This window comes from Streptomyces sp. NPDC107562 (assembly GCF_055657325.1).
On the sequence record NZ_JBVKBE010000016.1, the window covers coordinates 103638 to 129175 of the forward strand.

17 protein-coding genes, 1 pseudogene and 1 riboswitch are annotated in these 25538 nt (G+C 71.1%); of the genes and pseudogenes, 5 read left to right on the plus strand and 13 right to left on the minus strand.

Annotated elements, in window-relative coordinates; genetic code table 11:
- Nucleotide 1: 1 nt before the first annotated feature.
- Nucleotides 2-181: riboswitch (cyclic di-AMP (ydaO/yuaA leader) on the minus strand.
- Nucleotides 182-386: 205 nt separating this feature from the next.
- From ACZ7LV_RS32865 to ACZ7LV_RS32900, 8 genes and pseudogenes are all read right to left on the minus strand, one after another.
- Nucleotides 387-1463: a transglycosylase family protein gene (locus ACZ7LV_RS32865; protein ID WP_471944783.1), complete on the minus strand. Its 1077-nt coding sequence runs from the start codon at nt 1461-1463 to the stop codon at nt 387-389.
- A gap of 145 nt (nt 1464-1608) precedes the next feature.
- The gene (locus ACZ7LV_RS32870; RefSeq protein ID WP_471944785.1) at nt 1609-2898 is read right to left on the minus strand and encodes a cytochrome P450 family protein; all 1290 of its coding nucleotides are present in this window, start codon (nt 2896-2898) and stop codon (nt 1609-1611) included.
- A gap of 484 nt (nt 2899-3382) precedes the next feature.
- Nucleotides 3383-4366 carry a nucleoside triphosphate pyrophosphohydrolase gene (locus tag ACZ7LV_RS32875; RefSeq protein ID WP_471944787.1) on the minus strand — a complete coding sequence of 328 codons (984 nt, stop codon included), beginning with the start codon at nt 4364-4366 and terminating at the stop codon, nt 3383-3385.
- A gap of 63 nt (nt 4367-4429) precedes the next feature.
- Nucleotides 4430-5071 carry a SurA N-terminal domain-containing protein gene (locus tag ACZ7LV_RS32880; protein WP_471944789.1) on the minus strand — a complete coding sequence of 214 codons (642 nt, stop codon included), beginning with the start codon at nt 5069-5071 and terminating at the stop codon, nt 4430-4432.
- Nucleotides 5072-5214: 143 nt separating this feature from the next.
- The gene (locus ACZ7LV_RS32885) at nt 5215-6699 is read right to left on the minus strand and encodes a serine/threonine-protein kinase (RefSeq protein ID WP_471944931.1); all 1485 of its coding nucleotides are present in this window, start codon (nt 6697-6699) and stop codon (nt 5215-5217) included.
- Between the two features lie 38 nt (nt 6700-6737).
- On the minus strand, nt 6738-7367 hold the full coding sequence (locus tag ACZ7LV_RS32890; RefSeq protein WP_471944791.1) for a hypothetical protein: 630 nt from the start codon (nt 7365-7367) through the stop codon (nt 6738-6740).
- Between the two features lie 177 nt (nt 7368-7544).
- Nucleotides 7545-8288 (minus strand): GNAT family N-acetyltransferase, encoded by a 744-nt coding sequence (locus ACZ7LV_RS32895; RefSeq protein WP_471944793.1) that lies wholly within the window; start codon nt 8286-8288, stop codon nt 7545-7547.
- A gap of 65 nt (nt 8289-8353) precedes the next feature.
- A pseudogene (locus ACZ7LV_RS32900) lies at nt 8354-8839 on the minus strand (HNH endonuclease family protein); the annotation flags it as partial.
- A 123-nt stretch (nt 8840-8962) separates the two neighbouring features.
- Here ACZ7LV_RS32900 and ACZ7LV_RS32905 point away from each other — a divergent pair.
- The 3 genes from ACZ7LV_RS32905 to ACZ7LV_RS32915 are packed head-to-tail and all read left to right on the plus strand — an operon-like array spanning nt 8963 to nt 12899.
- Nucleotides 8963-10102: a tyrosine-type recombinase/integrase gene (locus ACZ7LV_RS32905; protein WP_471944795.1), complete on the plus strand. Its 1140-nt coding sequence runs from the start codon at nt 8963-8965 to the stop codon at nt 10100-10102.
- Nucleotides 10099-12303 (plus strand): tyrosine-type recombinase/integrase, encoded by a 2205-nt coding sequence (locus tag ACZ7LV_RS32910; protein ID WP_471944797.1) that lies wholly within the window; start codon nt 10099-10101, stop codon nt 12301-12303. Before ACZ7LV_RS32905 ends, ACZ7LV_RS32910 begins: the two co-directional genes overlap by 4 nt.
- Nucleotides 12300-12899, plus strand: coding sequence for a DUF6262 family protein (locus ACZ7LV_RS32915; RefSeq protein ID WP_471944799.1), 600 nt, complete (start codon nt 12300-12302; stop codon nt 12897-12899). The genes ACZ7LV_RS32910 and ACZ7LV_RS32915 overlap by 4 nt, the downstream gene beginning before the upstream one ends.
- A 43-nt stretch (nt 12900-12942) precedes the next feature.
- On the opposite strand, the gene ACZ7LV_RS32920 is transcribed toward ACZ7LV_RS32915, so the two are convergent.
- On the minus strand, nt 12943-14043 hold the full coding sequence (locus tag ACZ7LV_RS32920; protein ID WP_471944801.1) for a tetratricopeptide repeat protein: 1101 nt from the start codon (nt 14041-14043) through the stop codon (nt 12943-12945).
- A 294-nt stretch (nt 14044-14337) separates the two neighbouring features.
- On the minus strand, nt 14338-15069 hold the full coding sequence (locus ACZ7LV_RS32925; RefSeq protein WP_471944803.1) for an HNH endonuclease family protein: 732 nt from the start codon (nt 15067-15069) through the stop codon (nt 14338-14340).
- Between the two features lie 514 nt (nt 15070-15583).
- Between ACZ7LV_RS32925 and ACZ7LV_RS32930 the strand changes: the two genes are divergently transcribed.
- Nucleotides 15584-15769 (plus strand): antitoxin, encoded by a 186-nt coding sequence (locus ACZ7LV_RS32930; RefSeq protein ID WP_471944805.1) that lies wholly within the window; start codon nt 15584-15586, stop codon nt 15767-15769.
- 66 nt (nt 15770-15835) lie between these two features.
- On the opposite strand, the gene mfd is transcribed toward ACZ7LV_RS32930, so the two are convergent.
- The 3 genes from mfd to ACZ7LV_RS32945 form a co-directional block, all read right to left on the minus strand.
- Entirely contained in the window at nt 15836-19369 is a 3534-nt protein-coding gene (gene mfd / locus ACZ7LV_RS32935; RefSeq protein ID WP_471944807.1) for a transcription-repair coupling factor, read from the minus strand.
- Nucleotides 19370-20066: 697 nt separating this feature from the next.
- Nucleotides 20067-22646 carry an ABC transporter permease gene (locus tag ACZ7LV_RS32940; RefSeq protein WP_471944808.1) on the minus strand — a complete coding sequence of 860 codons (2580 nt, stop codon included), beginning with the start codon at nt 22644-22646 and terminating at the stop codon, nt 20067-20069.
- Entirely contained in the window at nt 22643-23431 is a 789-nt protein-coding gene (locus tag ACZ7LV_RS32945; protein WP_401681515.1) for an ABC transporter ATP-binding protein, read from the minus strand. The genes ACZ7LV_RS32940 and ACZ7LV_RS32945 overlap by 4 nt, the downstream gene beginning before the upstream one ends.
- A gap of 452 nt (nt 23432-23883) precedes the next feature.
- Between ACZ7LV_RS32945 and ACZ7LV_RS32950 the strand changes: the two genes are divergently transcribed.
- The gene (locus ACZ7LV_RS32950) at nt 23884-25377 is read left to right on the plus strand and encodes an MFS transporter (protein ID WP_471944809.1); all 1494 of its coding nucleotides are present in this window, start codon (nt 23884-23886) and stop codon (nt 25375-25377) included.
- Nucleotides 25378-25538: the final 161 nt, after the last annotated feature.

The window sequence follows — 25538 nt, forward strand, 5'->3', positions numbered from 1 at the left end:
TTGATCCCCTCACCGACGCCTGCGAGGTGAGCTGTCGGGTTCGGGCCGGTTGAGTTGCCCGGCCACACCTCCCTGGGAGGCGTGGCTTCACCCCAAGCCGGTTCCGGCGCTGAGTCTCCTCAACTGCCGGGTCCGGCACCTACCTTGGGTCCCCCGCTCCTGCCTACGGCGCTTGACGCGACGACTGTTCCCGGAGGGCCGCTGGCAGGATTCGGCGTTGCGGCACCCGGGGCTCGTGGTGACGAGCGGTCACGACCGTAGACAGGCGATCGACGGAATTTCAAAGACGATCAGGGCTTCTGAGACTCATCCCACACTTTCACCAAATCGGACATTCGGCTCGAAGTGTGACGTGAACTCCCGCTGTTCCCGGGCCGTTTCCCGCCCTACCTGCCGACCGACTCCGCGCCGACATCCAGCGACTGACCGGGGACGATGTGGTCCGGGTCGCCACCGAGGGCGTCCTGGTTGACGACGTACAGCGAGGCCCATCCACCCTGCACGCCAAGGGAGTCGGCGATGCCCCAGAGGGTGTCGCCGTCCTGGACCGTGTACGCGTCGTCGAGGCCCGGACGCCCGGCGGCACCGTCCCGCGAGGCGTGCCGCCCCGAGGAGCCGCCGGCGCGCTCGCCGTCCTCGTCCGCACTGCCTCCCCGGTGCTTGCCGGAGCCGAGGAGGCCCGTGCCGGTGAGGTTCGAGGCGCTCGGGGTGCTCGAAGGCACGCCCGAGGGCGAGGAACTTGAGGGAGATTCGCCCGATTCGGGGGATTCGCTGGAACCGGTGGACTCGCCGGAGCCGGGCGAGGTCGAGCCCTCGGCACCCGGGGAGCTGGAGCCGCCGGACGGGGTGGATTCGCCGGATTCCGAAGGGTTCGCGGAGTTCGCGGGTGTGCGGGACTCCCCGGCACCGCGGGAGCTGCCGGACCCCTTGGCATCGCCGTCCCGGTCGGAGGCGCCGGAGGAGGCGCGACCGGACGAGTGGGACAATCCGAGCGAGTTGGACAGACCGCCCGTATCGCCGCTTCTCGTGTAGAGCGGCGTACTGGACGCGTCACCGACCACACCCGTGTCGACCGTGGCCGACTCGGAGTCCGCTTCCAGCCCCACCAGCGGGCCGCAGGTCGCCCAGGCGCCGACGCCCTGGTCCGCGAGGACCTTCTCGGCGACGGCGATCTGCTGCGAACGGCTGGCCAGGTCCGCGCTCGCGGCATAGGTGAGGCCGCCGTGCTTCTCCCAGTCCCGCTGGGAGAGTTGGAGTCCGCCGTAGGAGCCGTTGCCCGTGTCGGCGCTCCAGGAGCCGCCGGTCTCGCACTCGGCGACCCGGTCCCAGGTCGTCCCACTGGCCGCGCTCGCGCCGGTGGCGGCGAGGAGGGGGAGGGCGATGGCGGAGCCGGTCACGCCGGCCGCGACGACGAGTGCGGGCGCCTGACGGGGGCGACGGTGACGACCGTTCCCGGAGAGCATGCGGGGACCTTTCGCGTGACAGCGGGGACCTGCGCGGCCGGTGAAACCGAAAGGCCGTGCTGAGGGGTGAAGGTATAGGCAGACGATCACTTGTCACAAGTTCATGCCGCGCAGATCACGTGAAGATCACATAGTTGAAAGCCCGTCACTTTTCCCGCACAGGCGTGAACTCCACCGGCAGCGTCCGCAGACCTCGCATGATGAGCCCGCCCCGCCAGCGCAGTTCGGCGGGATCCGCGGCGAGCCGCAGGTCAGGGAGGCGGGTCAGGAGGGTGGCCAGCGCGGTCCGGCCCTCCAGACGGGCCAGCGGCGCCCCGAGGCAGTAGTGGAGGCCGTGGCCGTAACCGAGGTGCTGGTTGTCACGGCGGGAGAGATCGAGCGTGTCCGGGTTCGCGAACCGCTCCGGATCCCGGTCGGCGGCGGCGAGGACGACGAGCACCGGGTCGCCGGGTGCGATGTCCTGGCCGCCGAGGGTGAGCGGCTGGGTGGCGAACCGCCAGGTGGCGAGTTCGACGGGGCCGTCGTAGCGCAGGAGTTCCTCGACACCGGTCTCCAGCAGGGCCTGTTCACCACGGGCCAACGACTCCTGGAGCAGGGCGCGTTGGGCGGGGTGGGTGAGGAGGGCGAAGGTGCCGTTGCCGATGAGGTTCACGGTGGTCTCGAAGCCGGCGAACAGGAGGATGAAGGCCATCGCCGCGGCCTCGTTCTCGGTGAGGTGCTCGCCGTGGTCGGAGGCGCGGATGAGGCCCGAGATGAGGTCCTCGCCGGGGGCGGGCTCGGCGGGGAGGGACTCGCGCTTGCGGTGGATCAGCTCGGCGAGGTAGCCGCGCATCCTCTTCACCGACCGCGCCACCCCGCCGCGGGGGCCCTTGCCGTGCCGGATCATCATGCCCGCCCAGTCCCGGAAGTCGTCCTGGTCCTCGGGCGGGACGCCGAGCAGGTCGCAGATGGCGTAGATGGGGAGCGGGAAGGCGAACTCGTGGATGAGGTCGGCGGAGCCGTTGCCGGCGAACCGGTCGATGAGGTCGTCGGTGAGCCGCTGCACGCGCGGGGCGAACTCGGCGACGCGGCGCGGGGTGAACGCCTTCGCGACGAGCCGCCGCAGCCGGGTGTGGTCCGGCGGGTCGATGTTGAGCAGATGTGTCATCAGCTCGGCCTTGCGCTCACCGGGGATACCGGTCTTCCCCTTGGCGTGCGCGGGCTCGTCGTGGTGCGCCGGGTTCTTGGACAGCCGCTGGTCGGCGAGGGCCTGCTTGGCGTCCGCGTACCGGGTGACCAGCCACGCCTCCACCCCGCTGGGCAACGTCGTGCGGTGCACGGGGGCGTGCTCCCGCAGCCAGGCGTACGCGGGGTAGGGGTCGGTCGCGAACTCCCAGGTGAAGAGTTCGGGCGCCGGGGCGGGCGCGGGCGCGTCGGGGTGGTGCTGGTCGGTCACTCCCCGACGGTATCCGCCCCACCGGACCACACACCGCACAGGCGTCCGCCGCGCCCGCCCCCAGCAGCCCCGGCGAGCACGTCGCACGGCGTCGCGCGGCGGGCACGGCGTCGCGCCACGGGCACGGCGTCGCACGGGGGGCACGGCGTCGCGCGGGGGGCACGGCGAGCGGCGTCGCGCGGGGGGGGGGGCACGGCGAGCACGGCGTCGCGCGGCGGACACGGCGTCGCACGGCGGACACGGCGTCGCGCGGCGGACACGGCGTCGCACGGCGGACACGGCGACGCGCGGCGGACACGGCGTCGCACCGCGGGCACGGCGTCGCGCGGCGAGCACGGCGTCACGCGGGGGGCACGGCGAGCACGGCGTCGCGCGGCGGACACGGCGTCGCGCGGCGGACACGGCGTCGCGCGGCGGACACGGCGGACACGGCGTCGCACGGCGGACACGGCGTCGCGCCACGGGCAGGGGTCCCGGACAGGCTCTACGCGTCGGCGCCTTCGGTGGCGCGTACCGCGTCGCGGTAGGCGCGGGCCGCCGCGCGCAGGGCCGTCTCCGGGTCCGTGCCCTCGGCCTCGGCGCGGATCGCAAGCGCCAGCAGCTCGTACCCGACGCCCTCGCCCGCCGGCGGGGGCACGTCCAGCCTTGCCGTGCGCACCCGGGACGCCAGCTTCGCCGCGAGGGCCAGGCCGGGCTGGTGCAGCGGGATGCCCTCGGTCACCGAGGTCCGCCGCTTCTCCTCGGCCTTGGTGCGCAGCCAGTGCGCCTTGACCTCCTCGGGAGTGGCCGCGCTCTCCTCGCCGAAGACGTGCGGGTGGCGGTGGACCAGCTTGTCCACGAGGGTGCCCGCGACGTCGTCGACGGAGAACGGGGCCTCGGGGTCCTCCTCCGCGATCCGGGCGTGGAAGACCACCTGCAGAAGCACGTCGCCGAGCTCCTCCCGCAGCTCGTCGCGGTCGCCCTCCTCGATCGCCTCGACGAGTTCGTACGCCTCCTCGATGCCGTACTTCACCAGGCCCTTGTGGGTCTGCCGCGACGACCAGGGGCACTCGCCGCGGATCCGGTCCATGACCTGGACGAGGTCGAGCAGGCGGGCGCCCGGCAGGTCGTAGGAGGCGGGGAGCAGTTCCAGCTCGGGCATGTGGAAGCGTCCGCTGCCGGCGAGCCGCGCCAGACCGTCCGTGAGGGCCGGCTCGCCCTCGCCGGTGGCGACGACGACCACGGTCCGCCCGCCGGCGCACGCGTCGACCAGTTCCTCGGCGGTCGGGGCCGCCTCCTCCACCGGTATGCCCGCCTCCCGCAGATACGGCAGCTGCGGATGCGCCCCGTCGGCGCACAGCACGCGGTCCGCGGCGTGCAGCGCCTGCCACGCGGGCCAGGAGAGCAGACCCGGGGCCACGCGGTGGCTGGTGGTGAGCAGGACGATGCGGCCGGAGCTGGTTGCGTTCACGATCCGAACGTAACCCACCTCACCGACAGGCCCGTGGGCCGCCCGAGGGCGGCCGTCCGCCGCCCCCCCCGGCGACAGGCCCTAGGCGGGCTGCTGCCCGGTGGTGATCTCCCGTACCCACGGCGTCTTCGCGTCCACCCGGCTGCTCTTCTGGACGTCCCAGTCGCCGTAGCGCGGGTTGAGGTCGACGTTCAGCTTCTCGGAGGCGTCCGAGAGGGCCTTCCAGAAGGCGGGCTGGCTGGTGTCGGTGCCGAGCTTCGCGGCGAGTTTCTGGGCCTCCAGCTGGAGGCGGAGGTTCTCCTCCAGGCGCTCCGGCGCCACCCCGTACTGCTGCAGCCAGGTCGTCTCCAGCGCCTTCGCGCCGCCGACCTGCTCCTGCAGGCCGCCCCGCATCTCCTGGACCTCCTTGCGGCTGACGGAGATGCCGGCGTCCTGGGCGGCGCGGTGCAGCACCCGGTCGAGGACCATCCCGTGCAGGGTGTCGCGGGTCAGGGTGCCGGTCTTGGCGATCACCTGCGCGTACTGCGCCTCGTCGCTCACCGCCGCCCGCTGCGCCTCGCGCACCTCGTGGACCCGGGTCTCCAGCTGGGACACGGTGATCCGCTGACCGCCGACGACGGCGGCCGCGCCGGGATGCGCGTCGTTCCCGCAGGCGGTGAGGGCGGGCGCCGAGGCGATCGCGACGGAGAGGAGAAGCGCGGTGCGGCGACGACGGCGGTGCAAGGAAACCTCCCGAGGAGATTGTGCGGCGGTGCACAAAGTCTTGCGGTGATCGATGGTAGGCAGCAGTCCGGCTTTGGCCAACCCATTCGACCAACGATTCACCAGGACTTCGGGCACCGCCGCGCCATCCGGCTCCCGGGGGACTATCCGCGCACCTGTCCCAGCCACTGCAGCGTCCGGCGCACCTCCGCCGCCAACGGGTGTCCGACTCCGCTCGTCCGTTCGACGTCGTGCAGCAGCCGCGCCAGGGTGTCGTGCGCGGCCGCGCGGTCGCCGAGGGCCAGCAGCAGGTGGCCGATGCGGCGGCGGACGTCGTGCGCGAGCTGGGGGTCGCCGGAGACGTACTGGTTCTCGTAGTACGGCAGCAGGGCCCGGTACGCGGCGAGCGCCGCCGCCGGGTCACCGAGCTGTTCGAGGCACTGGGCGGCCTCGTAGCGGAACCGCAGGGACTGCGGGTCGGCCTGGCCGGCCTCGGCGGCGCGTTCGTCGGCGAGGCGGCGCAGCTCGGGCAGGGCGCGCCGGTACTGGCCGTCGTCCATGAGCGTCGCCGCGTACTGCTTGCGCAGGGTGCGCACCACCGGCGAGTGCTCGCCGTGCTGCTCGGCCGCGGTCGGCAGGATCGCCCCGAGGATGTCGACGGCCTGGGTGATGCGGCCCTCGCCGAGCAGCTGCTTGACCTCGTCGACGGCGCGCGCGACGTCCGTTCTCCCGGTGGCCGGCGGCACGGGGGCGGGCTGCGGGGCGGGCGTGCGGGCGCGGTCCGGCCACGGGGCGTGCGGGCGGACGAAGGGGCGCGTCGGGTCGAGGGCCGCCCCGCTGGGGGTGCCGCGCGCGGGCAGCAGCGGGGACAGGTCCTCGTACACCTCCTGCGCGGAGTCCGGCCGGTGCTGCGGGTCCTTGGCGAGCAGGCGCAGCACCAGGGCTTCGAGGGCCTCGGGGACCTCGGGGCGGAGCCGGCGCACGGGCACCGGGGGCTCGTACAGGTGGCGGTGGAGCACCCCGAGCGCCGTGGAGCCCGCGAAGGGGACCTCGCCGCTGAGGAGTTCGTGCAGCACCACGCCGAGCGCGTACAGGTCCGTGTACGGCCCGACCGCGCCGCTCATCGCCTGTTCGGGCGCCATGTAGGCGGGCGAGCCGATCGGCGAGCCGGTGTGCGTCAGGCGGGTGGTGTCGGTGTCCATGACCGAGGCGACGCCCAGGTCGAGGACCGTGACGGTGCCGTCCTGCTTCACCATCACGTTGCGCGGCTTGAGGTCGCGGTGCACGATCGGCACCGCGTGCACGGCGCTCAGCACCGCGCACAGTTGCGCGGCGACCGCCACCGCCCACTGCCAGGGGTACGGGTCGCGTCCGGCGAGGTGGCCGGAGAGGTCGACGCCGTCGACGTACTGCATGACGAGGAACAGCTCCTCGGCCTCGCTGCCCGCGTCGTGCACCGTGACCAGGCCGGGGTGGTCGACCTGCGCGGTCACCCGGCACTCCCGCACGAACCGCCGGCGCAGCTCGTCGGCCTCCTGTCCGGCCACCTTGTCGGGGCGCAGCAGCTTCACCGCCACGCGCCGGTCCAGCCGCCGGTCGTACGCCGTCCAGACCTGGCCCATGCCGCCCTGACCGATGAGCGTGGCCAGTTCGTAGCGGTCGGCGACGACACGTCCTGTCGTCACGGTCACCTGCCGCCCTCGTGCTCACCGTCGCGCCGGCCGTCCTGCTTGCGGAGGTAGTCGCTGAGCTCGTCCAGCTCGGCCCGGACCTGGTCGATGCGCGCGGGCGCCGGGCGCTGCGGGGGCGTGGTGGGTATCGGAGGCGGGGTGGGCGGGGTGTGCGAGGGGTTCGGGCCGTGCGAGGGGCGGGGCGGCGTGGTCCGGCCCTGCGTCTGCGGCACCGTCGTCGCATGGGTGTACGGCGGCTGCGGGTAGCCGTAGCCGGGCGGGGGTGTGTGCCCGCCGCCGAGGCGGAGCTGCTGGAAGTGGCGTGCCTCGGCGGCGAGGTAGTACGCCAGCACCGCCACCAGCGTGCCCAGGAGCAGGAAGAGGCCGGTCCAGCCGCCCGGCGTGTGGATCTCGTCGCCGGGTTCGGTACCGAGGAGGACCACCGCGAGGATGTCGACGGCCAGCACGGCCACGAACAGACCCCAGTCCAGCGACCTGCGGGTGACGATGGCCAGGCGCAGCAGCATCGTCCAGGTCAGGAAGCCGAGACTGAGGACGGAGATCGCGACGAACAGCACACGCACGAGCACGAGCCACGCCGTCGGGGGCGGTTGCTTCACCGGCTGCGTGTAGCCGTGGCCATGCATGGCTGCTCCTGGTGCCTGAAGTGCGGTGACGGAGTCGGCCGGCGTCGGGCGACACCGGTCGTTCGAGGGTCGCTTCGAGCGTATAGCCCGAGACCGACAACCCGTCACGGGTTGTACCGAACCGTTGTCACACTGATCACTTCGCGGGCCACGCACGCCTCCGCGGGCGCGCGTGGCTCAAAGGGAGTGCCGCATCCACACGTTGGGCTCGACGTACACCGCGTAGCCGCGCTCCGGCTCGCACCGCACCGGTACCAGTGCTCCGGGAACCTCGATCTCGCCCGCCGTGTCGAAGGGCAGTCCGGTCCAGCGGCGCCAGTCCGCCGGCGGGGCCACCACCGTCATCGAGGCCGGGGCCACGGAGTGGAACGTGGCTCCCGCGCGCGCGTGCACGCGCAACCAGGGGTCGTGCGGCAGCCCGTCGGGGCGGAGCCGACGGGCGTACTGCGCCATGGGCGTACGGGGTTCGAGGTGCTTGGCGCTGGGGCGGACGGGGGCGACGACCTCACGGAAGCCAAGGCGGCCGGCGTTCGCGCGCATCGCCGCGAGCATCAGGCCGGACAGACCGTGGCCCTGGGCGTGCGGGGCGACCACCACGGAGACGGCGCCGACCGTGTCGGGGTCGACTCCGTGGCGCAGGTCGGAGAAGGCCCACCCGAGCATCTCGTCCCAGCCGCGGGCCGGCAGTTCGCCCCGGCCTTCGGTGTGCAGCGCGAACGGCACGCTGTGGGCGTGCGCGAGGATCTCACCGTGCTCGTCCTCGGCGAACTGCACGAACTGCGGCAGTTCGGCGGCGATCCGCGGGTAGTGGGCGTTGCCGACGAGGTCGTTGACGACGAACTCGGGCCAGCTGTCGGCCATGGCGAGCACCCCTTTTGCCCTGTCGGGCCGGTCGGCGAGGCTCCATGTCTTCAGCTCCATGGGGTCACGCTAGGCGGCGGGCCCCGCCGGGCGGTACGGGTTTTCCGGGACCTCGCTCCCCTCCCTCAGTCGGCGTGGAAGCGGGCCGGCGCCTCGGTGGGATTGCCCCCGGTGGGCAGCCGCTGCCCGGGGCAGTCGTCGAGGACGCCGGTCATCGCCGCCTTCTCGGCGGTCGTCACCCACAGCCCGTACTTCCTCTTCACCGCGACCTGCGCGGCGACGTAGGCGCAGCGGTAGGACCGGTTGGGCGGCAGCCAGGTCGCCGTGTCACCGTCGCCCTTGGCGCGGTTGGTGCCGGCGTCGACCGCGACCAGGTTCAGCGGGTCGTTGGCGAAGGCGATGCGCTTGCCGGGCTCCCACTGCTGGGCGCCCTTCTGCCAGGCGTCCGAGAGGGCGACCACATGGTCGATGTCCACCTGGCTGCGGCCGCGTACGAAGGCGACGTCCTCGCCGGTGTAGGGGTCGGGGTCCAGCGTCCCGGAGGACACCTCGCAACCGCCGTCACCGAACTCCACGTCGTCGAGGTCGCGTTTGAGTATGTCGTCGCGGGTTATCTCTATCTCCCTCCTGACCTCGATGCACATGAGGCACAGCCGTGACCCCTTCTTGTCCCTTGCAGTTATCAGTCATGCCATGAGGCACATGAGTGACATAGGAGACAGGAAGCAGATCCCGTGACGTTACGTGCAGAGAAGGCCGTGTCGCCTGCTACCGGCGAGATCACCTGGCTCCTGGTCGACGAGGAGACTTACGCCCCTCACCCTGAGGCTCGGGAGTTCTCCCTGTACCTGCGCGGAGCCGGGCGGTCACCGCAGACACAGCGGGCATACATCCCCCGGATCGGCCGCTTCCTCAACTGGTGCACAGAGCGGGGCGCCGACTGGAAGGCCGTCCGACTCGGGGACGTGAGCTTGTTCAAGTTCCACATCGAGCGGACACCGACCCGGTACGGACGGCTTCCGGTCGGCAAGACGGTCAACGCCACCCTTACCGCGGTGTGTGAGTTCCTCCGCTTCTGCGCAGTCCAGGGCCATGTGGATCACGAGGTCGCGGCGCGTCTCAGCGAACCGCGCTTCCTCACCCACGCCCCAGCCGGTTTCGACCCCGGTGAGGGCGGCCAGCACCTGATGGTCAAAGCCCGCGTCCTGAAGGCGCCGGAGATCGAGCGGGCACCACAGACGCTCACCCGCACCCAGACGGATCGGATCCTCGACGCCGCTCGCACCGCGCGTGACCGGCTGCTGCTGACCGTCCTCCTGGAAGGAGGCCTCCGCATCGGCGAAGTCCTCGGGCTGCGGCGCGAGGACATGCATCTGCTCCCCGACTCCACACACCTCGGCTGCCGGACCGGTGGCGCACACCTGCACGTCAGGCCCCGGCAGGACAACGTCAACGGGGCACGGGCCAAGTCCGGGCGCCCTCGCACGGTTCCACTGACGCCAGAGGTGGTCCATCGGTACCGCGATCATCTCGCCGAGCGTGAACAGGTGGCCGACGCCGACGTCTGTGGCTACGTCTTCGTCAACCTCGTCGGCGTCCACGCGGGACGACCCCTGTCTTACTCCAACGCCAAGCAAGTGCTCGAACGGATCGGGAGGCGCTGCGGTCTGACCGCCCGGCCGCACATGATGCGGCACACTGCCGCCACCCGCTGGATCCGCAACGGGGTCGCTCCGGACGTCGTGCAGACACTCCTGGGCCATGCCTCCTCGGCGAGCACAGCCGTGTACGTGCACGCCCAGGACGAGGATCTCCGTGCAGCCGTCGCAGCCGTCGCAGCCGTCGACAGTCTCGCCTCGGAGCTGCTCCGATGACCGTTGCGCCTCTCCGCTCGGCTGTCGTTGCCACCGTCTCCGGTGAGCCGGAGTGGCCGCCATGGCTCGCGGCGCGCCTGCCGTCGGACTGGCGGGCAGGTGAGTGGGACCCCGTGCAGGCATTGTTCACCGCCGATCCCGGTAACCCGACGACCAGCGTGTTCGTCTGCTCCGTGGCCTGCTGCGCCACCCATGTGGCGAGCAACGCTTCCCGCTGTGATGCCTGCAGGAAAGCCCGTTATCTCCTGGGGAACCCTGCGGACTTCGACACCACGCACATCCCGGATCCGTCCCGGCGCAGGCCCAACACCTCCGCGAACGGGGCGATGCCAGGCGTCTCCCAGTTCTCACTCGCCGATGTGAGCCCGGCGGTCCGCCAAGAGCTCCTGTACGGGCTCCAGCAGCGCGACGACGCGGGGATCAGCCTGGTCCCCCAGCGGGTACGCCGCATTGTGTCCGGCCTTCCCGCCGGACTCGGCTCGCTCCTCGACCTGGACGCCACCTTCTCCTCCGGGCTTCCGGCGGCGGCCGCCGGTGTCCTGAACGGTGTTCTCCTGCACGTCCGACGCGCACGCGTCGAGTTCGAGGGCACCGATCCGACCTCGGGCGACGTGTGGGAGTGCGCCCTCATCGGGCTGACCGCAGGGCGCGGGCGCAGGTACGCCGCTGTCCACGGCGACATCGACTTCCGTCCGGTGCGGCAGCGTTGGCTACGGGAGCTGGCCAAGGAGTACGGCCGCACGGCACGCCCCAACGTCATGGACCTACGGCAGACCGTCTACGCGGCGACCATCGCGTCCTCCGCGCTGGCGGGCCGCCCCCATGGGGATGAGCCTGGGCTCCTCGCCATGGCTGACATGAACGCCGTAGTGGACATGTTCCGCATTACCAAGCGTCCCGAGGACGGTCACGACTACTCGACCAGCCACCGCAGAGCCCTGCTACGCCATTGGCGCACGTTCCTGGCGTACGCACGGCAGGCCGGGATGATGGACCACGTGCCCGGCGGGTTCGCGCTCAACCCCCGCTTCCACAGCATCGCCGCCGTGGAAGTGACCGAGGACGATCTCGGCCGTGCGGTCCCCGAGCACGTCATCGCTCAGCTCGACGCGCACCTCGATCTGCTGGGCACCTCGACGGGGTACGCGAGCGGCGGCTGGGCGGCCGTCGACTTCGCGCGGATGTACCAGGTGGTCTACGCGGTCCTCCGGGACACCGGCCGGCGCCCGGGCGAGATCACCAGCCTGCGCCGCGACTGCCTGGAGCGGGTCGACGGCAAACCGACGCTGATCTACGACAACCACAAACGGCGCCGCCACGGCCGTCGGCTGCCGATCTCGGAGAGCACCGCCCAGCTGATCGAAGCCTGGCAGAAAGAGCTCGATGCACTACCGGCCGTACCAGCCTGCGCCCAGTGGCTTTTCCCCTCACCGGGACAACGCAACCGCCCACGCCGCGGACATCTGAACGCTTCGCAGTTCTGCAACCGGATCTTCCGGAACTGGGTCGACGAACTGATCCCTGACCTCGTGGACGACCGGCTCGACGAGGACGGCGCCCCGCTCGCCTACGACCGCACCCAGGTCGTCCCGTACGGCTTCCGTCACGCGTACGCCCAGCGTCATGCGGACGCGGGCACCCGCCCCGACGTACTGCGGGAACTCATGGACCACCGTTCGCTGGATGTGACCATGGGCTATTACAAGGTCTCCCTCAGCCGAAAGCAGGAGGCCGTGCGCACCGTCGCGGCACTTGCCGTCGACCGGAACGGAGCAGCCCGCGGATTCAGCGATCCCCTCGCCTACGAGGTGGAAAGCGTCGGGGTCCCCTACGGGGGCTGCACCGAGCCGAGCAACGTCAAGGCCGGCGGCGGGCACTGTCGCATCCGCTTCCAGTGCGCCGGATGCGACTTCTACCGGCCTGATCCCTCCTACCTGCCTGCCCTGGAACAGCAGATCGCGGACCTGCGGGCCGACAAAGAGGCCGCATTCGCGATGGATGCCGCCGACTGGGTCGTGCGCAATCTCGACGACCAGGTCCGCGCCTACTCGAAGTCGGCCGACGAGATGCGGCGGAAGCTCGACGCCCTGCCCGCCGAGGAGCGGGCCGCCGTCGAATCCGCCTCACGCGAGCTGCGCAAGGCACGTTCGGCAGCGCCCTTCATCCCCCTGCAGGCACTCACGACACGGAACCCCGCATGAATTTCCCTGCTGCTTCTGGCGGCAACGACCGGAACGCCCGGATCGAGCGGCTGCGCGTCAGCCGTGCCAAGGACAGCGAAGACAAGACCAGGCGTGCACTCGACGCCGTGGACAGCCTTCTCCGCTCGGGACGACGGATCACCGTCGCCCAAGTAGCCAGAGAAGCCTCGGTGTCCACGTGGTTCGTCTACAACCAACCCCAGGTCCACCAGGCCGTTCAGGACGGCATCACCGCCCAGCGGACGCGGGGGCGTCAGAACTTCCTCGCTCCGGAGGCATCGCAGGTGTCTCCGGCGGGGTTGCAGACAGACCTCGCCCTGGCCCGCGAAGAGATCAAGGACCTCAAGAAGGAGCGCGATCGGCTCCGTAACCGGGTCAGGCTCTCTCTCGGCGCCGAGTTGGAGGGCGTGAACCAGCACGAGCTGATCGATCGGGTACAGCAGATCGAGCAGCGGAATACCGCGCTGGAGCAGGCGTTGTCAGAGGCCAGGGGCCAGATTGCCGCCCTGGAGAGCCAACTGCGCGATGCGGAGGACGACCTCACCGCCGCACGAGCCGGCCTCCGCCGCGCCATGCGGGCTGTTCCGTCCCCGTAGCTCGCGTTCCACCGCCACCCGCGGCTGTCCGGCTTGAGTGCCGTCAGCCGGACAGCCGTACCGGCCCGGGATCACGCTGCTGAAGGATCACGACGGCGTCGTTGACGCGCCCCAGATCGATGAGGTAGCCGGCAAGTTCGTTGCTGTTCGCGGGTTCGTGCGGTTCGAGAACGGCAACAGCCTCCTCGGTGCGTCCGGCGCCGGCGAGCAGTTCGGCGATGTGCGGGGCCGCGTACGAGGTGGCGCCCTCGGGGTGGGAGCGGGCCTGGGCGACCGCTACGTCGATGCCGTCGCGGGCGGCGATCAGCGGCAACCGTATCCAGTACAGGTCCCACTCCTCCTCACCCCCGCGGGAGGCGGCGAGGGCGTCGAGATGCGCCAGGCCGTCCTCGGGGCGGCCCTGTTCGAGGCACAGGCTGGACCACGTATGCAGGATCCAGTCGTCCCCGTTCCAGGCCTCGGCCAGGACCCGCATCACATCGAGGGCTTCGCCCCCTCGACCATGCCGTGCCAGGAGCTCCGCCAGTCGCACCGTGCCGTGGCACCGCAAGTCCTGCGAGTCGCCCGGCTGCCGGCACACGGCAATCGCGCCTTCCACGTCACCGCGCTCCTCCAGTGCATCAGCCAGACGCTGCGCGGCGTGACCGAGGTGATCGGTCGCCGCATAGGCGCGCAGTTCCTCGATCCGATCGTGTCTCGCCAGTAGGTCGGCCAGCTGATCCCGGTTGTTGACCGACGTCATGTGCCTGCTCCGCAGCAGGGCGATCGCTTCGTCGACCCGGCCCTGGCGTTCACGGATCGTGGCGAGCAGCCCGATTGCGTCGTCGGGGTCGAGACCGCGGCAGCACCATGGACTGTCACACCGGTGCTGGTCCGGGATGCGGGCAGCCAGCAACGCGGCGATGTCTTCATCCCGGCCTGCTCCCTCGGCGATGTCGACCAGAGCGACAGCAAGAAGCCGGTCATCGATTCCGGCGCTCAGTCGAGTGACCGCCTCGTCCGTACGCCCGTGCCGCGCCAGCAGGCGCGCGAAATACTCCAACGGGGGCCCTCCCGTGCTCGCATACGGCAGGGCCAGCGCAATCGCTTCCTCTGCCCGCCCCCAGCTCTCCAGCAGCTCCGCTGGGTCCGGGCCGCCGACCACCAGCCAGTGGCAACGTACGGCGAAAGCACCTCCAGCGCCTCGGCTTGCCGACCCTGGTCACTGAGTAGCTGCGCCCAGGCCCGCGCGCAGAACCATTCTCCGCGACGGGCTTGGGCCTCCACCTCGTCACTGTGGCCGAGCTCAAGAAGCCGGGAGACCAGGAGTGGAGGAATGCAGCCGGACAACGTCCGGGCCTGACGGTCGAGATCGGCAGCGTCCATGACTGCGCACCTCAGCCACCACGTCCGAGAGGGACCCCGCAACCCCGGGTGCGGGACAGACATGAAAATGCTGTCAGCCCTGGCACTGCTTCAGCATCATCGTCTTGTCCGCCGCCGTCACCGGGAGCTCGTACTTCTCGGCGACCTGGGCGAAGCGCACCACGTACGAGCACCGGATCTCCTTGTTCGGCGGCAACCAGGACGCGGGCCCCGAGTCCCGCTTCGCCGAATTCGCGCGCCCTTCGACAGGAAGCAGATTGAGCACGTCGTTCGCCAGCTGCTCGCGCTTGCTCTCCGGCCATCGGGCGGCGCCCATCTGCCAGCTGTAGGAGAGCGGGACCACGTGGTCTATCTGCACCTCGGTGGCCTTCGCCTTCTTCCAAGCGATGTCCTTGCCGGTGTACGGGTCGTACAGGTCCATCGCAACAACCACGCAGTCGGAACCTGAACGGAACTGCACGTGCCTCCCATGGAGTTTCAACAAGTCGTTCCGCGTGTCACAACCATTCCTGGCCAGCGGCACCCCGTCCGCCGTATCCATCCACGCGTAGCCGAACTCATCCCGTTCGTAGCCCGTCTTCGGGCCACGCCCCTTTGTAGTGATTTCCTGGATGAGCTTGCGCGCGTGGGCCTTGTCCGCTTCCGACGTGAGCGCGACGAGCCCCGGCTTCGTCCCGTCGGGATTCGCCAAAGGGCTCACCGCCTGGCCGGCAGCTGCTTCCGGCCCGGATCCCGCGGAACTCCCGCCCGGCTCCAGGCCATCACAACCCGCGCCGAACGCGGCGACGACCACGACCGAGAGCACGGCCTTCTTCCCGCGAGTCCGCAGGAGCCCGTGACTCACGTGCCTCTCACTACGCACAGCCGACCACACCCCACGTACGCTGCGAGAAAAGTTCCATCAGGGCGCGAACCATAGAGATAACGCGGGTGCCGCAGTCGTTGGAGTCGGTGTCCGCCCAGGGCGAGCCGAACCGGTCCCGGTCGTACCCCGTGCGAGGCGCGCGCCCCTTCACCGGCAGCGACTCCGCCGCCGTGAGAGCCGCGCCACCGGCGGCCGCATCCCGCGGGCCATCGGTGGCGGCGCCCTGTTCCGTGCACCCCGCCGTCAAGCACAGTGCCGCGGCGACCCCTGCGGCCGTCGCCCCACCCCTCAGACGCCTCACGATGCGTCCCCACCCCTTGTCGTGCTCGTCGCGGCCTCACTCCGTGAGGACACGGTAGCCGTCGAGAGGTCCAGACCATAGGGCCCCTTTTCCGGCATACGTCCTCTTCCCGGCGTATCGTCGGTTCTGGGACACCTCTGGAAGGAGCTCTGGATGGGCATCCTCGACAGGTTCAAGAGCCACAAGGCAGCACACGACAAGGCCCGGCAGATGTCCGACGCCGCGGAGAAGAAGGCCAACGACAGGACGGGCAACAAGTACGAGGGTCAGGTCGACAGCGCCCAGCAGAACATCGAGGGCAGGATCGGCATGGACCGCGACAAGCCCCAGCAGCCGTAGTCGGCGTGCGCAGCCGCCCGCGGTGCGCGGCACCCGCGGGCGGCGACACATGCCCGGCCCCGGCGGCTACGACCCCAGGACCGACGCGAGGAACTCGCCGACCCAGCCCAGCAGTTCTCGCCCGACCAACGGCTTCCCGCCCACCTTCGCCGTCTTCGGACGCGGCACCAGCACCTGGTGCACCGCCGGCTTGACGACCGTCCCCGGGTAGAGCCGCTTGAGGCGCAGCTCCTGGGACTCGCGCAACTCCACCGGCGCGAAACGGATGTTGTTCCCCTGGAGCACGATCTCGCCCACGCCGCACGCGCGCGCCAGCATGCGCAGACCGGCAACCAGGAGCAGGTTCTCCACCGGCTCGGGCAACTTGCCGTACCGGTCGACGAGTTCCTCCCGTACGGCCTTCACGTCCTCCTCGGAGTTGGCGGAGGCGATCGCACGGTAGGCCTGGAGGCGCAGCCGCTCGCCCGGCGCGTAGGCGTGCGGGACGTGGGCGTCGACGGGCAGTTCGACCTTGACCTCGAGCGGCGGCTCCTCCTCGATCTCGCCGGTCTCCAGCTGCCGTCGGTAGTCCGCGACGGCCTCGCCGACCATCCGGACGTACAGGTCGAAGCCGACGCCCGCGATGTGGCCCGACTGCTCCCCGCCGAGGAGGTTTCCGGCGCCGCGGATCTCCAGGTCCTTCATGGCGACGTACATGCCCGCGCCCATCTCGGTGTGCTGGGCGATGGTGGCGAGCCGCTCGTGGGCGGTCTCGGTCAGCGGCTTCTCCGGCGGGTACAGGAAGTAGGCGTAGCCGCGCTCGCGGCCGCGGCCGACGCGCCCGCGCAGCTGGTGCAGCTGCGACAGGCCGAAGGTGTCACCGCGTTCCACGATCAGGGTGTTGGCGTTGGAGATGTCGATGCCGGACTCGACGATCGTCGTCGACACCAGCACGTCGAACCTCTTCTCCCAGAAGTCGACGACGACCTGCTCCAGCGCCGTCTCCGACATCTGCCCGTGCGCGGTGGCGATCCGCGCCTCGGGGACGAACTCGCGCAGCCGGGCCGCCGCGCGGTCGATGGACTCGACCCGGTTGTGGATGTAGAAGACCTGGCCCTCACGCAGCAGTTCACGGCGGATGGCCGCGCCGATCTGCCGCTCCTCGTAGGGGCCGACGAAGGTCAGCACCGGGTGCCGCTCCTCCGGCGGGGTGGTGATCGTCGACATCTCGCGGATGCCGGTGACCGCCATCTCCAGGGTGCGCGGGATCGGGGTGGCGGACATCGTCAGCACGTCGACGTTGGCGCGCAGCTTCTTCAGCTGCTCCTTGTGCTCGACGCCGAACCGCTGCTCCTCGTCGACGATGACGAGCCCGAGGTCCTTGAACTTGGTCTCCGAGGAGAACAGGCGGTGGGTGCCGATGACGACGTCCACCGAGCCCTCCCGCAGACCCTCCAGGACCGACTTGGCCTCGGTGTCCGTCTGGAACCTGGACAGCGCCTTCACGCTCACCGGGAACTGCGCGTAGCGCTCGCTGAACGTCCCGAAGTGCTGCTGCACCAGCAGCGTGGTCGGCACGAGGACCGCCACCTGCTTGCCGTCCTGCACGGCCTTGAAGGCGGCCCGTACCGCGATCTCGGTCTTGCCGTAGCCGACGTCGCCGCAGATCAGGCGGTCCATGGGGATGGACTTCTCCATGTCCTCCTTGACCTCGGCGATGGTCGTCAGCTGGTCCGGCGTCTCCGCGTAGGGGAACGCGTCCTCCAGCTCGCGCTGCCAGGGGCTGTCCGTGCCGAACGCGTGCCCGGGCGCCGCCATCCGCGCGCTGTAGAGCTTGATCAGGTCGGCCGCGATCTCCTTGACGGCCTTCTTGGCCCGCGCCTTGGTCTTCGTCCAGTCCGCGCCGCCGAGGCGGTGCAGCGTGGGCGCCTCACCGCCGACGTACTTGGTGATCTGCTCCAGCTGGTCGGTGGGGATGTAGAGGCGGTCGCCGGGCTGGCCCCGCTTGGCGGGGGCGTACTCCACGACCAGGTACTCGCGGGTCGCGCCCTGCACGGTGCGCTGCACCATCTCGATGTAGCGGCCCACCCCGTGCTGCTCGTGGACGATGTGGTCGCCCGCCTCCAGGGTGAGCGGGTCGATGGTCTTGCGGCGGCGGGCGGGCATGCGCTGGCCGTCGCGGCCGGCGGCCTTCTGGCCGGACAGGTCGGTCTCGGTGAGCACGGCGAGCCGGAGCGCCGGGTCCACGAAGCCGTGGTCGATCGAGCCGCACGCCACGTGCACCACGGACGGGGAGATGTCGCCCAGGTCCGCGTCCAGCCGGGCCGCGATGCCCTCGCCGCCGAGCACCTCGACGGTGCGGGCGGCCGGGCCGTGGCCCTCCGTGACGTAGACCGTGCGCCAGCCGTCGGCGAGCCAGCCCTTGGTGTCGGCGAGCGCCTTGGCGGTGTCGCCGCGGTAGGTCTCCGGAGCGTGCATGCCGAGCTTGAGGGTGGCCGCGTCCAGCTCCTCGTCGGCGGCGAACGGCGACACCGACCACCACATCATGTCCAGCTCGCGCGCCCGGTCGCGGACGTCCGCGATCGACCACAGGGAGGCCGCGCCGAGGTCGATGGGCGCCTCGCCGCCGCCGGCGCTGGCCGCCCAGGACGCCTGGAGGAACTCCTGCGAGGTCGCCACGAGGTCCGCGGCGCGCGTGCGTACGCGCTCCGGGTCGCACACGACGGCCATGGAGCCCTTCGGCAGCACGTCGAGCAGCAGCTCCATGTCGTCGACGAGGACCGGCGCGAGCGACTCCATGCCCTCGACCGCGATGCCCTCGGCGATCTTGCCGAGCAGCTCGCCGAGCTCGGGGTGCTCCTCGGCGAGCCGGCGCGCGCGGGCGCGCACGTCGTCGGTGAGCAGCAGCTCACGGCAGGGCGGGGCCCACAGACCGTGCTCGGCGACCTCCAGGGAGCGCTGGTCGGCGACCTTGAAGTAGCGGATCTCCTCGACGTCGTCGCCCCAGAACTCGATGCGCAGGGGGTGTTCCTCGGTGGGCGGGAAGACGTCGAGGATCCCCCCGCGTACGGCGAACTCGCCGCGCTTCTCGACCAGCTCCACGCGTGCGTACGCGGCGGCGGCGAGGGCGTCGACGATCTCGTTCAGGTCGGCCGTCTGCCCGCCCCGCAGTGCCACGGGCTCCAGGTCGCCGAGGCCCTTGACCTGCGGCTGGAGCACCGAGCGCACGGGTGCCACGACGACGGAGACCGGGCCGGTCTCGGGGTCGTCGGGCCGGGGGTGGGCCAGCCTGCGCAGCACGGCGAGGCGACGGCCCACGGTGTCGCTGCGCGGGCTCAGCCGCTCGTGCGGGAGCGTCTCCCACGCCGGGTAGTCCACGACGCCGTCCGGGGGCAGCAGCGTCCGCAGGGCCGCCGTGAGGTCTTCGGCCTCGCGGCCGGTCGCCGTCACCGCCAGCACCGGGCGGCCGCTCTCGCGGGCCAGCGCGGCGACCGCGAAGGGGCGGGCCGCCGGGGGGCCGACCAGGTCGACGTGCGTCCGGTTGCCGTCCGTGGCCGCTTTGATCGCTTCCGCGAGTGCGGCGTCCTTGACGACGGCGTCGAGCAGACCGTGCAGGCTCATGGGGGGCTTTCCGTCCGGGATGACAGGGGCTGATGACTGACCGGGCTCGCGACGAGCCGGGGGTGGGCAACGCGAACCACCCGACACGCGGTGCGGGCCGGGGGTCTCCAGGGTACGTCGCCGCCGCACATGTCACCCGCGGGAGTGAAGGACCCGGAACGGCGCAGGACCCGGGACGACGCAAGGCCCGGGACAGCGCAGGACCCGGGACGACGCAGGACCCGGAACGACACAGGACCCGGGACGACGCAAGGCCCGGGACAGCGCAAGGCCCGGGACGACGCAGGACCCGGAACGACACAGGACCCGGAACGGCGCAAGGCCCGGGACAGCGCAAAGCCCGGAACGACGCAAGGCCCGGAACGACACAGGACCCGGGACGACACAGGACCCGGAACGGCGCAAGGCCCGGGACGACACAGGACCCGGAACGACACAGGACCCGGAACGACACAGGACCCGGAACGACGCAAGGCCCGGAACGACACAGGACCCGGAACGACACAGGACCCAGAACGACACAGGACCCAGAACGACGCAGGACCCAGAACGACGCAAGGCCCGGAACGACGCAAGGCCCGGGACGGCGCGGGGCCCGGGACGGCGCGGGGCCCGGGACGGCGCGGGGCCCGGTGCCGGAAGTCCCCCCAGGACTTTCGGCACCGGGCCCGTCCGCCGCAACCCCCGTGTGCGGTGGCTACTCGGTGGCGATGGCGTTGAGGACGTTCATGCGGCCCGCCCGGAACGCCGGGATCAGGGCGGCGAACAGTCCCACGAAGGCCGAGCCGACGAAGACCGCGCCGATGGTCGGCCACGGGATCTCCAGCACGTCCAGCCCCTCCAGGGCCAGCAGCTGCTGCGCCGTGGCGCCCCAGCCCATGCCCAGCCCGAGCCCCAGCAGGGCGCCGAAGAGGGCGATCACGACCGACTCCAGGCGGATCATCCGGCGCAGCTGCCGGCGCGAGAGGCCGATCGCCCGCATCAGGCCGATCTCCCGGGTCCGCTCGACCACCGACAGGGCGAGCGTGTTCACGACGCCGAGGACCGCGACGATGATCGCGAGGGCCAGCAGGCCGTAGATCATGTTCAGCAGCTGCCCGATCTGGTCCTTCAGGGCCTCCTTGTAGTCGGTCTGGTCCCGCACGCTGTACTGCGGGTAGTCGTCCAGACCGGCCTTCAGCGCGGTGTAGGCGGCGGCCTCCTGGCCCTCCTCGGCCGAGGCGAACACCAGGGTGTCGAGCGGCATCTTCTCGGCCGGGACATAGGTGGCGAGGGTGTCGATCGACGTGTACATCGCGCCCTGGTCGATCACCGCGTCGCTGCTGGTGATCGCCCGGACCGTCAGCCGGGCCTCGGAGCCGTCCTTGAACGCGACCGTGATCGCGGAGCCGAGGCGGATGCCGTGGTCCTCGGCGTACTCCTCGTGCACGGACATCGAGTCGGGCCGGTAGGCGTCGGCGAGGTTGCCGGCGACGGTCTCGACCCGCAGGTCCTGCGCGTACGTCGGGTCGGCGGCCGTGATGGCGGTGTCCTTGGACGTCTTGCCGTCCGGGGTCCTGAAGTCGGCCTGCGTCCACTTGTACTCGGTGACGCGTGCCACGCCGTCGGCGTCCTTGACGGCCTGGACCGCCTGCGGGGTGATCAGCTGCCCGCTGTCGGACTGCACGATGAAGTCCGTGCCGACGCTCTTGTCGAGCTCCTCGGTCGCCGAGGCGACCATCGAGGAGCCGACCACCGACAGGCAGGCCACCAGCGCCAGCCCGATCATCAGCGCGGCCCCCGTGGCGCCGGTGCGGCGCGGGTTGCGCAGCGCGTTGCGCTCGGCCATCCGTCCGACGGGGCCGAACATCCGCAGCACGATCGCCCCGAGCACCCGGACCACGCCGCCCGCGAGCAGCGGGCCGATGACGACGAAGCCGATCAGCGAGAGCACCACACCGGCGCCCAGCCACAGCGCACCCTCACCGGCGGTGTCGGCTGCCGAGGCCAGGTAGAGCGCGGACCCGCCGCCGCCGGTCAGCAGCAGGCCGATCACGGCCCGGACGACTCCGGCCCTGGCGTCGGCGGGGGCGCCGGCGTCGCGCAGGGCGGCCATCGGCGAGACCTTGCCGGCGCGGCGGGCCGGGAGGTAGGCGGCCAGGACGGTGACCACGACACCGAGGACGAGGCCGACCACCGGGGTGGTCCACACGACGGTCAGGTCGTCGGTGGAGAGGTTCATGCCCATGGCGCCCATGAGCTTCATGAGCCCCACCGCGAGCCCCACGCCCGCGCCGACGCCGAGCACGGAGCCGACGACGCCGAGCAGCAGCGCCTCGATCAGCACCGAGCGGTTGACCTGCTTGCGGCTCGATCCGATGGCCCGCATCAGGCCGATCTCGCGGGTGCGCTGGGCCACCAGCATCGAGAACGTGTTGATGATCAGGAAGACGCCGACGAGGAAGGCGATCCCGGCGAAGCCGAGCATCGCGTACTTGATCACGCCCATGAACTCCTGGACGTCCGCGGCGTTGGCGTCGGCGACCTCCTTGGCCGTCTGCACCTTGTAGCCGCCGTCGAGCGCCGTGGCGACGTTCTTCTTCAGCTGGGCGTCGCTGACACCGGCCGCGGCGGTGACGTTGACGTTGGTGTACACCCCGGTCTCACCGATCAGGGCCTGCTGGGCGGTCTTCGTGTCGAGGTAGAAGATCGCGGCACCGGGGTTGGTGATGGTGAAGTCGGCGATGCCGGTGATCTTCGCCCGGTGGGTGCCGACGGCGGTGATGATGCCGATCCCGTCACCCAGTGCGAGGCCGTGCTTGTCGGCGGTGTCCGCGTCGACCATCACCTGGTCGGCGCCCTGCGGCGCGGAACCGGAGGCGATCTTCATGGTGCGGGCGTCGTTGGCGTTCCAGTTGCCGACGATGGTCGGCCCGCCGCTGGTCGGGGAGAGGCTGTCCTTGTCGGCGTCGACGACGGTCACCGAGGTCGAGAAGACCGTCCCCTGCGCCGACTTCACGCCGTCCGCCCGGCCGACCTCGGCGACGACGGAGGCCGGCATGACCGGCGGCTTGCCGTTGTCGGCGGTGGTCTCGCCGGTGTCCGAGGAGCCCTTGGGGCTGACCGTGACGTCGGAGGCGGTGGCCGCGAACAGCTTGTCGAAGGTGGTGTTCATGGTGTCGGTGAACACGAGCGTGCCGCACACGAAGGCGACCGAGAGCAGCACGGCGACGGCCGAGAGGGCCATGCGCCCCTTGTGCGCGAAGAAGTTGCGCATCGAGGTCTTCAGCACGGTCATGACGTGCGCCCCCGGGCGTCGAAGTCCTTCATGCGGTCCAGGACGGTCTCGGCCGTCGGCCGGAACATCTCGTCGACGATCCGGCCGTCGGCGAGATACAGCACCCGGTCGGCGTAGGACGCGGCCACCGGGTCGTGGGTGACCATCACGATGGTCTGTCCGAGCTCGTCCACGGAGCGGCGCAGGAAGCCCAGCACCTCGGCGCCCGCGCGTGAGTCCAGGTTTCCGGTCGGCTCGTCACCGAAGATGATCTCCGGGCGGGCGGCGAGGGCCCGGGCCACGGCGACGCGCTGCTGCTGGCCGCCGGAGAGCTGCGTCGGCCGGTGCTTGAGCCGGTCGGCGAGCCCGACGGTCTCCACCACCCGGTCCAGCCACGCCTTGTCGGGCTTGCGGCCGGCGATGTCCATCGGGAGCGTGATGTTCTCTATGGCGTTGAGCGTCGGCAGCAGGTTGAAGGCCTGGAAGATGAAGCCGATCCGGTCGCGGCGCAGCCGTGTCAGCTTCTTGTCCTTCAGGCCGGTGATCTCCGTCTCGTCCAGGTAGATCTGACCGCTGGTCACGGTGTCGAGCCCGGCCAGACAGTGCATCAGGGTGGACTTGCCGGAGCCCGACGGACCCATGATCGCGGTGAACTGGCCGCGGGCGATGTCCACGTCGACATGGTCGAGGGCGACGACGCGGGTCTCCCCGGCCCCGTATGCCTTGACGACCTGCCGCGCTCGCGCGGCTACGGCCGTACGCTCTCCAGTGCCCCCGTGCCTGGGAATGGTTACAGCCGATGTCACCGTATGTCTCCTATGTCGGTCATGAGTTGACGCGGAAGTGCGCCCACCGGCCCGTGCCGGGTCGTACCGGGTGGTGCGAGGTGCGCCGCGAAGTGCTACGCCGATGAGTCTGGCGGCAGGAGGCCTGCCGTTCGATGGTGCACGGCCCCCTCTTGCACTGAGGAAAACCCCACCCCCGAAGGTGCGGTGCACCGCCCCCGGCCGCCCTCCCCGGCGGCGCTCAACGACGTAAAGCCAGGTTAAGGACGGCAGGGAGGGCGTTCGTCCTCCGCCGGGACGAACCCTCCCCGGGCCGTAGTACGGAGAACCCCCTAGGGGCCGTCACCCTCTGGGCGGAGTCCGTCTCAGGGTCGGGTCCCCCCTCCGGCCTCCTCAGGGTGCACCCTCCCGTCGCGTGAGGGTCAAGTGGGAAGCTGTCGGACGGCAGATAGGTGCAAGGGGAAGGAATCCGCGTGGGCAGCACCAGACCCGTGGTGCGGGGCGCCGCCGAGCGCGCCGCGACCGGCAGGCGGGGAGCGGTCGTGGCGGCGCTGATGCTCGCCATGGCGCTGGCGGCGCTCGACTCCACCGTCGTCTCCACGGCCGTCCCGCAGATCGTCGGTGACCTGGGCGGCTTCTCGGTCTTCTCGTGGCTCTTCTCGGGCTATCTGCTCGCGGTCACCGTGACCCTGCCCGTCTACGGCAAGCTCTCCGACACCTTCGGCCGCAAACCGGTCCTCGTCGTGGGAGCGTCCGTCTTCCTGCTCGGCTCCCTGCTGTGCGCGTTCGCCTGGAACATGTGGGCGCTGATCGTCTTCCGTGTCGTCCAGGGTCTGGGAGGCGGCGCCCTCCAGGGCACGGTCCAGACGCTCGCCGCCGACCTGTATCCGCTCCAGGAGCGCCCGAAGATCCAGGCCAGGCTCTCCACGGTGTGGGCGGTGTCGGCGGTCGCCGGCCCGGCGGTCGGCGGGGTCCTCGCCGCGTACGCCGACTGGCGCTGGATCTTCCTGGTCAACCTGCCGGTCGGCGGCCTCGCGCTCTGGCTGATCGTGCGTCACCTGCACGAGCCGCTGCGTGAGCGGGCCGCACGCGCGCGGGTGGACTGGTGGGGCGCGCTCACCGTCTTCGCCTGCGGCGGGGTGCTGCTGACGGCACTGGTGCAGGGCGGGGTGGCCTGGCCGTGGCTGTCGGCGCCCTCGCTCGCCCTGTTCGGCACGGGACTCGCGCTGGTCGCGCTCCTGGTGGTGATCGAACGCCGGGCGGCCGAGCCGATCATCCCCGGGTGGGTGTGGCGCCGCCGGACGATCGTCGCGGTCAACCTGGCGTTGGGCGCGCTCGGGCTGCTGATGGTCGCACCGACCGTCTTCCTGCCGACGTACGCCCAGTCGGTCCTCGGACTCGGACCGGTCGCCGCCGGATTCGTGCTCTCCGTATGGACGTTGAGCTGGCCGGTCTCGGCGGCCTGCAGCCAGCACGTCTACCGCAGGATCGGCTTTCGCCACACGGCGATGCTGGGCATCGGCGCGGCGACCCTGATCCTGCTGGCCTTCCCGCTGCTGCCGTACCCGGGCCAGGCCTGGCAGCCGACGCTGGTGATGCTCCTCCTCGGCGCGGCGCTCGGCCTGTTCCAGCTGCCCCTCATCGTCGGCGTCCAGTCCACGGTGGGCTGGTCGGAGCGCGGCACGGCCACCGCCTCGATCCTCTTCTGCCGCCAGACCGGACAGACCGTGGGCGCGGCGGTCTTCGGCGCCGTGGCCAACGGCGTGCTGGCCGGACACATGGGCAGCGCGGACCTCGACGCCGTGGCGCACGGCCTCGGCACGGGCGCGGTGTCCGAGACGACCCGGCGGGCCGTCGCCGACGCGGTCCACGCGGTGTACCTGGGGGCGGCGTGCGCGGCCGCGCTCGCCTTCCTGGCGCTGCTGGTGCTGGCTCCGCGCCGCTTCCCGGTCATCGACGAGTCCTGACCCACGCCGGGCGCATCCAAAAGTCTGAGTTAACGCGGGTAACACCGCAGGTCATCGACAGGTCGGTGAAGTAAGCGCATACCGACCGCTCAGTTTGGAGAAAACGCCGCGCGTTCCTTAACTCGCGAGTAGCGTGCGTGGCCCGCCCCCCACCTCCCTGC

Bases quoted from the DNA above. Each gene is read 5' to 3' on its own strand.
- mfd (WP_471944807.1), bottom strand. From the start codon at position 19,369: ATGAGCCTGCACGGTCTGCTCGACGCCGTCGTCAAGGACGCCGCACTC.
- ACZ7LV_RS32890 (WP_471944791.1), bottom strand. From the start codon at position 7,367: ATGCATGGCCACGGCTACACGCAGCCGGTGAAGCAACCGCCCCCGACG.
- ACZ7LV_RS32915 (WP_471944799.1), top strand. From the start codon at position 12,300: ATGAATTTCCCTGCTGCTTCTGGCGGCAACGACCGGAACGCCCGGATC.
- ACZ7LV_RS32930 (WP_471944805.1), top strand. From the start codon at position 15,584: ATGGGCATCCTCGACAGGTTCAAGAGCCACAAGGCAGCACACGACAAG.
- ACZ7LV_RS32940 (WP_471944808.1), bottom strand. From the start codon at position 22,646: ATGACCGTGCTGAAGACCTCGATGCGCAACTTCTTCGCGCACAAGGGG.
- ACZ7LV_RS32895 (WP_471944793.1), bottom strand. From the start codon at position 8,288: ATGGAGCTGAAGACATGGAGCCTCGCCGACCGGCCCGACAGGGCAAAA.
- ACZ7LV_RS32865 (WP_471944783.1), bottom strand. From the start codon at position 1,463: ATGCTCTCCGGGAACGGTCGTCACCGTCGCCCCCGTCAGGCGCCCGCA.
- ACZ7LV_RS32910 (WP_471944797.1), top strand. From the start codon at position 10,099: ATGACCGTTGCGCCTCTCCGCTCGGCTGTCGTTGCCACCGTCTCCGGT.